The organism is Hymenobacter sp. 15J16-1T3B, assembly GCF_020711235.1.
In the GTDB taxonomy this organism is placed as follows: Bacteria; Bacteroidota; Bacteroidia; order Cytophagales; family Hymenobacteraceae; genus Solirubrum.
Window position 1 is genome coordinate 39,139 of sequence record NZ_JAJFAV010000012.1, and the last position, 14,146, is coordinate 53,284.

A 14,146-nucleotide genomic window follows, 5' to 3' on the forward strand; every position below is an offset into this window, starting at 1 on the left:
TCTGCCAGTTGAGCCATTGTGCCGCGAGAGGAAGGATTGCTTTGTCCTTCGTCCTCGCAATGACGGCGGGATGAGCCGTTGCAGAAATACCACCAAATCACAACCGCCCGCCGCTGCAGAGCTGCAACGACGGGCGGTTTCGTGAGTGGTGATGCGCCTGTAAGCCGGGTTCTGTCCGCTGCCTTGCGGCCGCGGCCCCACCATTTATCTAGGCCCGAACTTGCGCGCGGGCTCCATCAGCCTACCCGCCGACCGGACGAACCGCCCGTTGCAGCGCCTTGCGGCGCTGCGTGCCGGCCTATTTGGCCTTTCAACCCCTGAGGTTTACCCAGCCGGACGGTCACCCGCCCGCTGGTGCGCTCTTACCGCACCTTTTCACCCTTACCAAAGGTGAAGTTGTGAAGTGGTGAAATTGTGAGTCACAACCTCGCCTTTCGCAACCTCACCGCGCTTGGCGGTAGTTTTCTGTGGCACTAGCTGTCCGGCGGCCGTTCCCAGCCGCCGTCCTTCCCGTTAGGAAGCAGGGTGCTCTGCGTTGCCCGGACTTTCCTCTCCGCCCCGAGGGGCGCAGCGGTGGGGCGGCGCATCACTTGCGGGCAAAGGTAACGAATGAATTGCCTTGGCTCCTAGAAAGGCTAGGAGTCAGCTCTGGCGTAGACCAAAGTCGGATAGTGCGCCTCCGGACTGTACGCTGCAGTTGAGCTTATGAAAGAGACATCAAAGGACTTCATATCCACAAAGTCGCCATTTACTTCACCGGCTGCTTCTCCACACATAGCCTTGTCATCACCGGTAGGCTCATTGTCGAACTGGAAACGCATAAAAAACTCGTTCGCCTCGGATAGATGGATAGAAATACAGACCACAGCTGGTCGAATGTTGAATAGCAAGGCTCGTTGAACGGAAGCTTTCAGCTCAAGCCAGTTAATCCTCTCCATGCGGTTTTAATATTTTAATAATCAATCTGGTTACCTCCCCGTCCACACATTGTCCTGTGGGTAGCTGTCGGGCACGAGAGTGCTGCCCAGCTTCACCTGCTTCACCGCTTTGTCGCCGGGGACATTCACCGTGACAGTGCGGGCGCCGGTTTCCCAGACGGCTACCGAGCGGTGGGCCTGCTGGGTCGTGCCGTCGGTGTACGTGATGGTCAGGTCGATGGGCACGGGCTTGCTGCCTTTGGCTGCCACCAGCACGTCGTAGCCGGCGCCTTGCTTGGTTACGCTCTGGATGGCCAGGTCGGGGTAGCCAGCGTCGAAAAACCAGCGCTGCCAGAACCAGTTCAGGTTGCGGCTCGCGCCGGCGTTCATCGCGTTGAAAAAGTCGTAGGGCATGGGGTGCTTGCCGTGCCAGGTCTCGATGTAATGGTGCAGGGCCTTGGTAAACAGCTCGTCGCCCAGCATATCCTTCACGTAGAGGTAGCCCAGGCCGGGCTTGGGGTACGAGTTCAGGAAAAAGGCCGTACCGGTCTGCTGGGTGCTCAGGGTGGCGATGGGCACGTCGACTTCAGTAGCAGCCGCGCCGGCGTAGGGCGCGATGCCGTAGTCGTCGTCCAGCTTGGGGGCGATGATGCTGGAAATCAGCCACTCGCCGATGGTAGCCCAGCCCTCGTCCATCCAGCCGTACTTGGTTTCGTTTGTTCCCATGTAGAAGGGGAACATGGTGTGGAAGATTTCGTGGTCGGTCAGCGTAATGGCGTCGGCGCGGGTTTCCACCGGGTTGTCGTTCACCATCATCGGGTACTCCATCTGGTCGAGTCCGTCGAACACGGTGATGTGCGGGTAGGGGAAGGGCCACTTGGGGAAGGTGTAGCTCATGGCTTCCACCGTTTTGCGCCCGAACTGCACCACTTCCTCGTAGTCCTGGTGCTTGGGGTTGTAAACGGCATCCACGCGGGTGCGGCGCTTGGTCTTGGGGTCGACGACGAGGCTGGTGGCCTGCCACACGTAGTGGTCGGCGGTGGCGAAGGCGAAGTCCGTCACGTCGCGGGCTTCGAAGTGCCAGGTATTCTGCGCATTCGGGGCCGTGATGCCGCGACGCTCGGCTTCCTGCCGGCTGACAATGGTGGTGTAGCCGTCTTTTTTCTCGGCCTCGCGCAGGCGCTTGAGGTAGGCCTTGCCGAGCACCTGCTCGGCGTTGGTCAGGTCGCCGGTGGCCCACACCAGGAAGTCCCGGGGCACGGTGATGTCGGCGGTGAAGTTGCAGAAGTCGTTGTAAAACTCCTGCTGGCCGTTGTAGGCAAACTCGTTCCAGCCGTCGATGTCGTCGTAGACGGCCACGCGCGGAAAGAAGTAAGCCACAAAATCGGCCCCCGGCTCAATCTCGCCGGTGCGCATATGCGAGCTTTTGTTGAGCGTGTACGAATACGCAATGGTGAGCTGGGTGCTCTGCATGCTGCCCAGCGCCTGCGGCAGCGGCACCAGCATGTTGGTGGCCTGCACGCGCCACTTGGCCGCATCCACCGCCTGCCCGTTCACCGCCAGCGCCTCGATTTTCACGCCTTCTCCGATGTCCTCGGGCTCCATGCGGCTGGCCCGGGGGGCGCCCTGCTGGTAGAGGTTCGGGTAGAGCTTCAGCAGCAGCCGCGGCAGCTCGTCGGGGCTGTTGTTCTGGTACTTGATGTCGACGGTGCCCTGCACCCGCCGCGTGGCCGGGTCGAAATTGACCTTGATGGCGTAATCGGCCGTATTCTGCCAGTAGTTGGGGCCGGGCTGGCCGTCGGGGCTGCGGGTTCCTTTGGTGTAGGTGGCCTGCAGGTTGCGCGGCACGGGCAGGTTAGGCGCGGCGGCCTGCTGGGCAAAAGCGGCGAACGGGCCGAGGGCGAGGAGGGAAGCGGCGAGCAGCAGTGACTTCATAGAAAAAACAGAACGTCATGCCGAGCGCAGCCGAGGCATCTCGCGTGCTGATGGCGGGTAGTAATGTTCAACGAAGAAATTACTATCCGGCGAGATGCCTCGGCTGCGCTCGGCATGACGGCCAAACGTTGGAAATGCTACTTCAGCCGCACCAGCGTGGCGCCGTAGCCGAACTTCTCCTTGCGCGCCTCTTCGAAGAACTTGATGTCGCGGTTGCGGCTCAGGCGCTTGTGCAGCTCCTTGCGCAGGGTGCCGTTGCCCACGCCGTGGATAAAGATGATTTCGTGCATGTTGGTGGCCAGGGCCCGGCTCAGCGCGTCCTCGAAGGCCGCCGTTTGCAGCTCCAGCACGGCGGTGTTGCTCAGGCCTTCGGTGCCGCCTTCGGGCTTGAGCGCCTCCAGGTGCAGGTCTACCTCGTGGGGCGGCGCCACAATGGCTTTGACCGGCTCGGGCTTGGGCGCGGGCACGACGGTTTTGGCGTCGCCGCGCAGCTTGTCGGCAATCTGGTCGCGCAGCTTCACCGGGTCCACGGCGGGGGCGGGCTTGGGCGCCTCGTCGGTGAGGGGCACGGCAATGGGGGCGGCAGGCTTTTCGTCGAGCTGGAAGAGGTAAGCCTCGCGCTTAATCACCGGCGCTTCGCGGCGCGAGGAGTAAAACGAGCTTGCCTTGAAAGACACGCGCTTGAGCAGGGTGTCGTAGAGCGTGGGCGCGTTCAGCTGCGACGGGAGCAGCTGCACCACGGCCGTGGCCCACTGGTCGAAGTCTTTGAGGTGGCGGTGGCCCAGCGGCTGGCTTACGGTTTTGGGCGCCAGCTTGTCGGCGGCCAGGGCGCGGTACTGCCCGCCGCGTTCCTCGCCGAAGGTAAAGAGCACGTCGGCGTCGGTGTTGTTGATCAGGTGGGCCACCAGCAGCTCCGAGGTTTGCTGCACCAGGGCCAGGTACAGCCCCTTGGGCGCGGGCGGAGCGGGGGCGGCTTTGGCCGGCGTGGTGCTGCTGCCGCTGGGCGTCGTGGTGGTGGTCGGCGCAGCTGCGGCGGGCTTGCCCGGCTTACCGGGCTTGAGCGGGCGCGGGGCAGCTACCTGCGAAGGCGCCAGCTCGCTGCCGCCGAAGGCTTTAAACTCTTCCGCGGCCACTAGCACCAGCTCCGAGCGGAGCACGGGCACCGGGAAGTCGTCGATGGTAACTTCCACCAAGTTTTGGTCGAGGATGCGGGTAACGATGCCTTCTTCGCGGCCCGACATGAGGCGCACACGGTCTCCGATATTCATAGTTGTTGCTGAGGGGTGTAGTCCTTCAATACGCGAACGGCCAGGGAAAAAGTGCCGCCGCGCGGCAGGACAAGGGGGTAAAGGTCGGCAGAGAATCGGGAAAGTTGCCTGTTAAGCTGAAGCACGCCGCTCCGCCGAAGCTACTGCCGCCGCGCTGCCTAGTAATACAAACCGTGTGCGACCAGCCCGCGCTTGCGGCTGAACTCCAGCGCCGGGGCGGGCAGGTGGAAGATGCTGGCCACGTAAAACACGGTGCGCAAGGCCTTGCTGCGCGTGGGAATGCGACGTAGGTCGATATCAAACGACAGGTAGTACTGCCGGTAGCTGTCGAGGCCGGCGGCGCGGTTGGTGGCCGCGTCGTTGTACACCATCTGCTGGGCGCCGTAGCCCAGGGCCGGCTGCAGCCAGCGCGGCCAGCGGCTGCTCTGGGGCAAAAAGGCGCCCACGTCGGCGCACAGCCAGTAGGTTTGGCCGTTGTAGTCCTTGAGCAGCCGCTCGCCGACGTTCTGGCCGAGCACGTTGGGCCGCCGGGCGGCGTAGGGCGTGAGGTGAAACGACACCTTGGGCATCAGGCGCACCTCGCCCCAGGCCAGCTGCTGCCCGATGACGCCCGCCGAACCCAGAAAGTTGGCCGCCAGGTCGGTGGCCGAGGCGCCGTAGGCCGGGTCGCGGCCGTCGAAGTATTCGATGGGGCTTTGCAGCAAAAAGCCCAGGAAGCCGCCGTACCAGAGCGCTTTTTTCGGGGAAAGGCCCGCCCAGCGCAGCATGTCCACCGCGCCGCGGCTTTCGTGGAAGGCGCCCCAGAAGTGCCCGGCTTTGTCGAGCTGCTTCCACTCGGGCAGGTCGTTGAACCAGTGAAACGGCTCGCGCGGGCCCGTGTACCAGCCCGCGGCCAGGGCCGAATAGGTGCCGGCGTAGCCCACGCCCAACGTGCCAATGACCAGCGGCAGCCGGTAGCGGGGCACCGCCGGTGGGGGCAGCGAGTCGGCGAGGGACAAGCGGCGCAAGCTGACGGGATGATGGCCCTCGACGAGGCCGCAAATGGGCAGGCGGTTTCGCAGGGCTAGCTCGGCAGCTGCTGGGGTAGGGGAAGTTGAAACGACGGGCCTGAGCGGGGGAATGACCCGGTCAGCTGCCAGGCCTTGGGCCTGAACTGAGTGAGCACTCAATCTATTAAAAAACATTAATAAACCACACAAATAAAAACCGGAGTAACTTAGGGGCGCCATTGCTCGAAAAGTACGCACAAAAGCCCAATGCGCCCGGAAATGCGCACTGGACTGCTGCCCCGGCCGTGGCCCCAACCGTTTGCGACATTCGATTTTCTTACCCATTCCCACTCGTTACATGAAAGCACTTCGACTCCTGACCGTGCTGCTGCTGGCCCTGACCGGCGTGGCGCGGGCGCAGGTGGTAACCACCAATCCGGCGTTTTTCACCGCGGCCGACCCGGTGACGCTGACCTTCAACGCGGCCCAGGGCAACCAAGGGCTCAACAACTTCACCGGCGACGTGTACGCCCACATCGGCGTCATCACCAACCTGAGCACCTCGCCCTCCGATTGGCGCTACGTGAAGTTTAGCAACTTCAACGCAGCCGACCCCTCGGTGCTGCTCACCCGCACCGGCGCCAACACCTACACGCTGAGCATCACCCCGAGTGTGCGGGCGTGGTTCAACGTGCCGGCCGCCGAACAGATCCTGAAACTGGCCATGGTGTTCCGCAACGCCACCGGCACCATCGTCGGCCGCGCCACCGGCGGCGCCGACATTTTTGTGGACGTGGCCCAGAGCAGTGCCCTGGCCGTGCGCATTACCGCCCCGACCACCGGCCAGAACCCGACGTTTATCAACTCGGGAACCACCGTCAACGTGACGGGCACGGTCTCGCAGGCTGCCACGCTTACCTTGCGCCTCAACGGCACGCAAATCAGCCAGCAAACCAACGCCACCAGCTTTAGCGGCAGCGTGACGCCCACCCAGGCCGGCCGCAACGTCATCCGCCTGACCGCCACCGTGGGCACCACCTCGGTGTCCGATTCGGCCATCGTCTACATCCGCCCGGCCGTTACCACGGCCGCCTTGCCCACGGGCGTGCGCGACGGCATCAACTACCTGGCCGGCGGCACCTCCGCCGTGCTGGTGCTCACGGCCCCGGGCAAGCAGTTCGTGTACGCCATCGGCGAATTCAACGGCTGGCAGCCGACCACGGCCGGCTACATGAACAAAACCCCCGACGGCAACCAGTGGTGGGTGCAGCTCAACGGGCTCACCGCCGGGCAGGAATACGCCTTCCAGTACCTCGTCGACGGGGAGCTGCGTGTGGCCGACCCCTACGCCGAGAAAATCCTCGACCCCAGCAACGACCAGTACATTCCGGCCGCTACCTACCCTAACCTGAAGGCCTACCCCACAGGCCAGACCACGGGCATCGTGTCGGTGTTGCAACCCAATGCCCCGACCTACACTTGGACCACGACCGGCTACCAGCGCCCGGCCAAGAGCAAGCTGGTGGTGTACGAGCTGCACCTGCGCGACTTCATTGCCCGCCACGATTACCAGACGCTCATCGACACGCTGGGCTATTTGCAGCGCCTGGGCGTAAATGCCATCGAGCTGATGCCGGTGGGCGAGTTTGAGGGCAACGAATCCTGGGGCTACAACCCCTCGTTCCACATGGCCCCCGACAAGTACTACGGCCCCAAAAACGAGTTGAAGCGCTTCGTCGACGCGGCCCACGCCCGCGGCATGGCCGTGGTGCTCGACATGGTGCTCAACCACGCCTTCGGCCAGAACCCCCTGGTGCAGCTCTACTTCGCCAACGGCAACGTGACCTCGGCCTCGCCCTGGTTTAACGTCACGCCCACCCACCCCTACAACGTGGGCTACGACTTCAACCACGAAAGCACCTTCACCAAGGCGTACTGCAAACGTGTGATGCAGTACTGGCTGCAGGAATACCGCATGGACGGCTACCGCTTCGACCTCTCGAAGGGCTTTACCCAGACCAACAACCCCAACGACGTGCCCGCCTGGGGCCGCTACGACCAATCGCGCATCAACATCTGGACCGACTACAACAACTACATCCAGACCGTCGACCCGAACGCCTTCGTCATCCTGGAGCACTTCGCCGACAACTCGGAGGAAACCGTGCTGGCCGCCGCCGGCATGATGCTGTGGGGTAACCTGAACCACAACTACAACGAGGCCACCATGGGCTGGCTGAACGACTCCAACTTCAGCTGGGGCTACTACGGCAGCACGACCCAGGGCGGCCGCGGCTGGGCCCAGCCGAACCTGGTGACCTACATGGAAAGCCACGACGAGGAGCGCCTGATGTACAAGAACATCACCTACGGCAACCAGTCGAACCCCAACCACGACACGCGCACCCTGCCCGTGGCGCTGGCCCGCCAAGAAGCCGCCGCGGCCTTCTTCTTCACCGTGCCCGGCCCCAAAATGGTGTGGCAGTTCGGCGAGCTGGGCTACGACGTGAGCATCGACTTCAACGGCCGCGTGGGCAACAAGCCCATCCGCTGGAACTACTACCAGGAGCCTGCCCGCCGCAAGCTCTACGACGTGTACAGCTCGCTCATCGCCCTGAAGAAAAGCCAAGCGGTGTTCGACAACCCCACGAGCTACTCCCAGCAGCTGGCCGGGGCCGCCAAGTCGATTCACCTCAGCGACGCCGCCCAGAAAGTAACCGTCATCGGCAACTTCGACGTGACCAGCACCACCATCGACCCGGCTTTCCAGCAAACCGGTAAGTGGTACAACTACCTCACCGGGGACAGCATCACCGTGAGCAACGTGAATGCTCAGTTGACGCTGCAGCCCGGCGAGTACCGCGTGTACACCACCACCCGCGTGCGCCGCCCCGCCACGGTGCTGGCCAGCAAAGCCGAGCAGCGCGTGGCCGCCCTCGGCCTGACGGTGGCCCCGAACCCGGCCGCCGGCCGCGCCACCGTGCGTCTGACCGCCCCCACCGCCGCGCCCGTGACGGTGAGCGTGCGCAACGTTATCGGCCGCGAGGTGCGCCGCGTGCAGCTGCCCGCCCGCCCCGCCGGCGCCGCGCTGGAAGTACCCCTGACGCTCGACGGCCTGGCCGCCGGCGTGTACATCGTGAATGTGCAGGCTGGCGCGGCCAGCGCCGCCACTCGCCTCGTGGTGCAGCCCTAATACGGCTCGGTTAGCAAGCCAAAAAAGCCTGCTCCGGTATTCGGAGCGGGCTTTTTTGTGTGATGTATAAATCAGACCGTCATCCTGAGGCGTAGCCAAGAACCTACCTCTAAGCCCGCACCGCCGCTGCCGACGAAGTGCGGCCTCTTTTTCGACAATGGCAGTAACGCGAAAGCGCAGCCACCGAGCCCAGACGAGGGGCGTTGGTGGCTGCGCTTTTCAGGTGGTGCGGGGTTGGAGGAAGGTCCTCGGCTACGCCTCAGGATGACGGTCTAAGGTCGTTGTTTTACCTACTCCGCCGCGGCCATTTCCACGTGGTAGTCTACCAGCGAATCGATAGGGGAGCGGATGATTTTGCCGACTTCCATGCCGTGGGCGCGGGCCACCTGGGCCAGTGCGTCGCGGAAGTTGTAGCCCACCGAGCCCACGCAATTAAAGGTGTAGTTCTGGTAGCCGGGGTACTGGATGACCAGGTTCTGGAAGAAGGCTTCAAAGCCGTCGACCACGATGTCGCGGCAGTAGCTCACATTGTTGTGGTCGTAGGCAAACTTGCTGAACGACGCCAGGAAGCGGTTGGGTAGCGGCTGGTTATACACACGGTCGAAAATCTGCTCGTTTTCGAGGCCGTACTGCTGGCGGAAGGCGTCCTGTAGGCCGTCGGGCAGCAGGCCGCGCATGTAGTCGCGCAGCAGGCGCTTGCCAATCCACGAGCCCGAGCCCTCGTCGCCGAGGAAGTAGCCCAGCGAGTCGATGTTGTGGGTGATGTCCTTGCCGTCGTAGATGGCCGAGTTGGTGCCGGTGCCGAGGATGGCGGCGAAGCCCGGCTTGTTGCCGAGCAGGGCCCGGGCCGAAGCCAGCAGGTCGTGGCCCACGAAGATGTTGGCCAGCGGAAACACTTGGCGCATGGCCTTTTCCACGATGGCCACGTTTTGCTCGGTGGAGCAGCCTGCCCCGTAGTAGCTCACTTCGCGCACGGCCTGCCGATTCAGCGTGTCGGGCAGGTTGGCGTCGAGCGAGGCCACGATGCCGGCCGTATCGATGAAGTAGGGGTTGTAGCCTTCCGTGTTGAAGTGCACGCGCTGCTGCGGGTCGGCCAAATCGAGTTGGCACCAGCTGGTTTTGGTGGAGCCGCCGTCGGCAATCAAGATCATAGAAAGGAGGGAGGTTGCGGTAAGACCATATGCGCGGCCAGAATGCCGCACGGGCGGCTAAGTTACGGGCCTGCGCCGAAGTTGACGCGGATCTGGGCCGGCGGTTTGCGCTTTTTTTGCTGGTGTAAGTGAGCCTTTACACACGACGTTCAAGGAGTTAGGAATAATGCAGTGTTTGATGAAAAAAACGCGCAACTTAAATGCATTGATTTTGCGTATTATTTAACATCTTTCACGCACAATTGCTGCATTTTCAACATTTCCCACATCCTCTCACACTACTCTCATGAAGTACATCTCTACCCTGTTTGCAACCGGCGCCCTGGCTTTGCTTGGCCTGAACGCCCAAGCCCAGGCCCCGATTACCATCAACGGGCAACTGGCGGCCTCGGAGGTAGCCACTAACGGTTACCAGCTGGTGGGCCGCTTTACCAACCCGCACGGCTTCGGCGACGCCGGCCTGCTGGCCCTCTACGCCGCTTCCGACGCCAACAACCTGTATTTCTTCATTGCCGGCACCCTCGAAAACAACACGGGTGGCGTGAGCAACTCCCTGCAACTGTTCATCGACCGCCCGGGCTCCACGCCCGGCGTACCCGTAGGCACCATCCTGCCGGCCGGGGGCGCCAACACGTCCTTCGCCAACACCACCATCAAGCTGGATTTGGCGGCTGATATGGCCATCGGTATCAAAGGCACGGGCACGGGCAACCAAGTGCAGGTCGACGGTGTGGTGTATACCTCCTCCACTGCCGCTACCGGCGGCGTGCTGACGGGCACGACCCCGCTGAACACCACCGGCACGGCCGGCACCATTACTGCTGCCAACGCCCCCGGTAACCTAGCGCCCTTCGTGGGCTCGCAAGTAGCTTACACCAGCAGCGCCAACCTCTCGTCGAACCCCGGCTTCAGCACCACCACGCCCGGCAACGCTCCTAGCAACGGGCTGGAAATTGCCGTCAGCCGTTCGGCCATCGGTCTGCCCACGGCGGGTGGCACGGTGCAGATTTTTGCCCTGCAGAACAACAGCGGCGGCGGCTACCTGTCGAGCGACTTTATCCCGCAAAACAACGCGGCCATTCCGACCACGCTGGGCTACCCGCTGCCCAACTTGGGCGGCCCCAGCAACGGTACGCCCAACGCCGTGGACTTCGCGAACATCCCCGGCACCCAGGCCGCCTCGCTCAACGTCACGGCCACGAACCTAACGGTAACCAGCAACCGCGCCAAGGCCGAAGCCGTGGCCCTGAACGTGTACCCCAACCCCGTGCAAGGTGAAGCCACGGTAACCTACCGCGTGCAGAATGCCCAGCAGCAGGTGAACATCGAGCTGACCGACCTGATGGGCCGCCGCGTGAGCACGGTGTTTGCTGGCCAGCAAGGTGTGGGCGTGCAGAGCCAGAAGCTCGGCGCCGGCAACGTAGCCGCTGGCACCTACCTGGTGAAAGTGCAGGTAGGCGAGCAAGTGGCCACGCACAAAGTGACGCTGCTGTAAACGGCTTCCCGTTACCACGAATGCAAAAGCCTTCCGGGTCTGACCCGGAAGGCTTTTTTGTGCGTCGACAGGAACGCAGGAGCGGCTGTTGGCCGTGGGAGCGGGGCGGTCATTGGTTGAGCTACGAGGGCAACAGCCGCTCCTGCCAGCACTAGCATTAGCTATATGCAGACTGGCTATGGCAGATGGCGCAGCTACGCGCTGCCAGCACTGCTTATGGGCAGAAACGTAAGAAGCCCTAGCCGGACTGAGGCAGCGCAACATGGCCGGAAACGAGCGGCTAGTAGCCATAAAAAAAGCCCCGCCACAAGGTGGCGGGGCTTGGCATCACGGGAGCGGTAATTAGCGCGTCACCGTGTACTTGTAGTTGCCGGCGTCGTTCAGGTCCAGGGAGACCTTGTAGCCGGTGCCGGGGCTGGCGAGCTTGATGTTGGCCCCGTCGTAGTCCAGGACGCCATCGGGTGCCGAAGCGGGCGAATCACCGAAGTTGATGGTCCATTCGTCGTTGGCGCGGAACTTATACTCGTTGTTCGAGCCAGTGCCGGGCAGGTTGATGGTGCCTTCCCACTTCTTGGTCGTCGTATTGTAGGTCAGCGGCTTCGACGCGTTCCAGCCCGAGCCGTCGTTGGTCGTGGCCGAGCCAACGATGCCCCAAGTCGTAGACGTCGCTTTGAAGGTATTGACGCCGGTGTTCAGGTCCAGCTCGATACGGTACATGCGCCCGCCGGGCAGGGTAATGTCGTTGCCCGAACCGGCCGCGGCCATCGAGCCGGTTACCGTTACCACGCCGTTGGCGGCCGTAACCGGCGTGCCCAGCGAACCGATGCCCGTCACCGTGCCCGAGGCGGACGAGGTGTTCGAGAACTTAAAGGTGTTGTTCGGCGCGGCCGGCACGTAGATGTAGCCGTCGTACTTGCGCGGAGCGGTTTCGCGCACGAAGGGCGAACCGCTGCCCAGCCCACCAAGGCTGCCGAAGGTGTACAGCTCGCGCGAGTAAGGCGTGGCGGCTACCGTCAGCGAGTTCGTGCTCAGCACCATCGACATGTTGTTGGCGTAGGCGGCGCGCAGCCGCACGTCGACTTCACCGGCCACTTCCGGGGTAAGACCGGCCCGAATCAGGGCGGCGTTCAGGTCGCCGACCTTAATCGTGTCGCGGTTCGCCCCGGCCTTGTTGGGCAGGTCAATCGTGGTGGAGTTGGCGAAGCTGCTCCCCCGCTTGGCTACTTCCAGCGAGTAGGTTACCGGAATAACGGTGGTAGCCGAGTTGTTGAACGTGAGGGGCGTCCACGAGTAGATGATACCCGGACGGGCGGCGTTGGCGCTGGTCAGCACGCCGTTGGTCGGCAGGCTGCTGGCCGCGGAAAGCGTGGGCGTCCCCGTGATGTCGGAGGTGACCTTCACTTCGTCTTTCTCGCAGGCAGCGACAACGACGAGCAAGGAACCGAGGCTCACGAGCTTAAAGAAGCTGTTTTTCATATGGAATGAGTGGGAAAAGCGTGGAAAGAAACCAAGCTGGTCGGCCCCCGCCTAACGAGGGCCGACCGCCGAAAGGTTCTAGTACCCCGGGTCGTTTTGCTGCAGGTTGGGGTTGGCCACCAAGTCCGTCGTCGGGATGGGGAACAGGTTGAACCGCGCCGCCACGCCTTGGCCAACGGCCGTACCGCCCTTGAAGGGCCACACGTAGTTGCCGCTGGTGAAGAGGCCGTAGCGGATCAAGTCCGTCCGGCGGTGACCCTCCCAGTACAGTTCCCGCGCCCGCTCGTCCAGCACCGTCTGCAGGCCTTGGCTGCCCGTGGGCAGCGCCGCAAACTGCGTAGCCCCGGCCCGGCGACGAATGTCGTTCAGGTAGGTAAGGGCTTGGGTGTTCGAGCCGCCGGTGCCGCCGCGCAGCACGGCTTCCACGTACATCAGCTCCACGTCGGCGAGGCGGAACATGGGGAAGTCCGTGTCGATGAAGTTGCCTTCGCCACCGTTCACCTTCGCGTCCGTGCCCGGCACCCCCGTCGAGGAGATGTTGCGGTACTTGGTCATCAAGTAGCCCTGGCTGAAGGTGAAGATGTCGCTGATATCACGCGACTGGCCGGTGGTGAAGAACATGGCACGCCGGTCGGAGCTGGTGGCACCGCCGTCGAACTTGTCTACCAAGGTCGACTTGGCGCGAACCCCGCCCCAGCCGCCGGCAATACCGAAGGAGTCAGCCGCAAACGCGTCGAGGGCACCGCCCACCGGGGCGTGGACCAGGAAGGTCATGCCGCCGTAGGTCTTCGTGTTGCGCCCGTCCGAAGTCACCGGGAAGATGATTTCGTTGCGCGCCGCCGCCCGGTTGTTGTCGGTGCGGAACAGGTTGCGGTAAGCGGGGGCAAGCGAGTAGCCGCCCTTGGTCAGCACTTCGTTGGCGTAGAACACGGCCTCGTTGTAGCGGGGCGTGCCGGTGTACACCTGCGCGTTCAGGTACAGCTTGGTCAGCAGCGTCCAGCAGGCGCCTTTGTCGGCGCGGGCGTATTCGGCGCGCGGCGGCAGCAGGTCGCCTTCGATGGCTTTCAGCTCGGTTTCGATGAAGGTGAACACCTCGGCCCGGCTCTTCTGCTGGGGCAGGCTGCCACCCACGGCCGCGGTTTCGTCGGCGAAGGGCACGTTGCCGAACATGTCGATGGCGTGCCAGTAGCTCAGGGCGCGCAGGAAGCGGGCCTCGGCGCGGTAAACGCGGATGGTGGCCTTGTCACCGTCCGACAGCCCGCGCTCCGACATGCGGTCCTCGGTGGTCTGACGGATGAACTCGTTGCAGAGCGAAATCTGGTAGAAAATCCGGTCATACATGGCCCGCACAAAGTTGTTGTTGGCGTTCCACGTAAGCTTGTTGTAGTCGGGCAGGTTGCCGTCGTTCCAGGCGATGATGGCCTCGTCGGTGGGCAGTTCCTGGGCCATCCAGTACTGGCGCAGGTAGTTGGAGAAGCCTTCGTCGATGCCCGTGATGTCGGGCTGGCCGGCCGGACCTTGCTGGCCGCTCACGGCCAGGGTGGCGTACAGACGAGCCAGCACCTGCTTCACCTGGGCCGGGTCGCGGTAAACCACGTCCGGTACGGCGTCGAATTCAGGAGTTTGGTCCAAGTCGCCGACGCAGGAAGAAACAGCGGGGAGCAGCAGGGCCGCCAGGGCCAGGGCTCCCAAAGTCCGCGTGAATTTGTTTTTCATCAGTGT

9 protein-coding genes and 1 other RNA gene are annotated in these 14,146 nt (G+C 63.3%); 2 read left to right on the forward strand and 8 right to left on the reverse strand.

The window, feature by feature from the left end; genetic code table 11:
* Nucleotides 1–144 precede the first annotated feature (144 nt).
* The 5 genes from rnpB to LJ737_RS18775 form a co-directional block, all read right to left on the reverse strand.
* An RNA gene (gene rnpB / locus LJ737_RS18760) (RNase P RNA component class A) lies at nucleotides 145–590 on the reverse strand.
* A gap of 45 nt (nucleotides 591–635) precedes the next feature.
* Nucleotides 636–938 (reverse strand): MafI2 family immunity protein, encoded by a 303-nt coding sequence (locus tag LJ737_RS27315; RefSeq protein WP_501993665.1) that lies wholly within the window; start codon nucleotides 936–938, stop codon nucleotides 636–638.
* Nucleotides 939–968: 30 nt separating this feature from the next.
* The gene (locus LJ737_RS18765; protein WP_227768284.1) at nucleotides 969–2,852 is read right to left on the reverse strand and encodes a M1 family metallopeptidase; all 1,884 of its coding nucleotides are present in this window, start codon (nucleotides 2,850–2,852) and stop codon (nucleotides 969–971) included.
* A gap of 137 nt (nucleotides 2,853–2,989) precedes the next feature.
* Entirely contained in the window at nucleotides 2,990–4,120 is a 1,131-nt protein-coding gene (locus LJ737_RS18770; protein ID WP_227768285.1) for a Smr/MutS family protein, read from the reverse strand.
* A 158-nt stretch (nucleotides 4,121–4,278) separates the two neighbouring features.
* On the reverse strand, nucleotides 4,279–5,118 hold the full coding sequence (locus LJ737_RS18775; protein ID WP_227768286.1) for a YfiM family lipoprotein: 840 nt from the start codon (nucleotides 5,116–5,118) through the stop codon (nucleotides 4,279–4,281).
* 349 nt (nucleotides 5,119–5,467) lie between these two features.
* On the opposite strand from LJ737_RS18775, the gene LJ737_RS18780 reads away from it, so the two are divergent.
* A complete protein-coding gene (locus tag LJ737_RS18780) occupies nucleotides 5,468–8,302 on the forward strand; it encodes an alpha-amylase family glycosyl hydrolase (RefSeq protein ID WP_227768287.1) in 2,835 nt (944 codons plus the stop codon).
* 290 nt (nucleotides 8,303–8,592) lie between these two features.
* Here LJ737_RS18780 and LJ737_RS18785 read toward each other — a convergent pair whose 3' ends face one another.
* Nucleotides 8,593–9,453: an N-acetylglucosamine kinase gene (locus tag LJ737_RS18785; protein ID WP_227768288.1), complete on the reverse strand. Its 861-nt coding sequence runs from the start codon at nucleotides 9,451–9,453 to the stop codon at nucleotides 8,593–8,595.
* Between the two features lie 286 nt (nucleotides 9,454–9,739).
* Between LJ737_RS18785 and LJ737_RS18790 the strand changes: the two genes are divergently transcribed.
* Nucleotides 9,740–10,948: a T9SS type A sorting domain-containing protein gene (locus LJ737_RS18790; protein WP_227768289.1), complete on the forward strand. Its 1,209-nt coding sequence runs from the start codon at nucleotides 9,740–9,742 to the stop codon at nucleotides 10,946–10,948.
* A gap of 342 nt (nucleotides 10,949–11,290) precedes the next feature.
* Here the strand turns inward: LJ737_RS18790 and LJ737_RS18795 are convergent, their stop codons facing one another.
* Complete coding sequence (locus tag LJ737_RS18795) at nucleotides 11,291–12,424, reverse strand: SusE domain-containing protein (RefSeq protein ID WP_227768290.1); 1,134 nt, start codon at nucleotides 12,422–12,424, stop codon at nucleotides 11,291–11,293.
* Nucleotides 12,425–12,502: 78 nt separating this feature from the next.
* Nucleotides 12,503–14,140, reverse strand: coding sequence for a RagB/SusD family nutrient uptake outer membrane protein (locus tag LJ737_RS18800; RefSeq protein WP_227768291.1), 1,638 nt, complete (start codon nucleotides 14,138–14,140; stop codon nucleotides 12,503–12,505).
* Nucleotides 14,141–14,146 lie beyond the last annotated feature (6 nt).

Bases quoted from the DNA above. Each gene is read 5' to 3' on its own strand.
- LJ737_RS27315 (WP_501993665.1), bottom strand. From the start codon at position 938: ATGGAGAGGATTAACTGGCTTGAGCTGAAAGCTTCCGTTCAACGAGCC.
- LJ737_RS18765 (WP_227768284.1), bottom strand. From the start codon at position 2,852: ATGAAGTCACTGCTGCTCGCCGCTTCCCTCCTCGCCCTCGGCCCGTTC.
- LJ737_RS18770 (WP_227768285.1), bottom strand. From the start codon at position 4,120: ATGAATATCGGAGACCGTGTGCGCCTCATGTCGGGCCGCGAAGAAGGC.
- LJ737_RS18780 (WP_227768287.1), top strand. From the start codon at position 5,468: ATGAAAGCACTTCGACTCCTGACCGTGCTGCTGCTGGCCCTGACCGGC.
- LJ737_RS18785 (WP_227768288.1), bottom strand. From the start codon at position 9,453: ATGATCTTGATTGCCGACGGCGGCTCCACCAAAACCAGCTGGTGCCAA.
- LJ737_RS18790 (WP_227768289.1), top strand. From the start codon at position 9,740: ATGAAGTACATCTCTACCCTGTTTGCAACCGGCGCCCTGGCTTTGCTT.
- LJ737_RS18795 (WP_227768290.1), bottom strand. From the start codon at position 12,424: ATGAAAAACAGCTTCTTTAAGCTCGTGAGCCTCGGTTCCTTGCTCGTC.
- LJ737_RS18800 (WP_227768291.1), bottom strand. From the start codon at position 14,140: ATGAAAAACAAATTCACGCGGACTTTGGGAGCCCTGGCCCTGGCGGCC.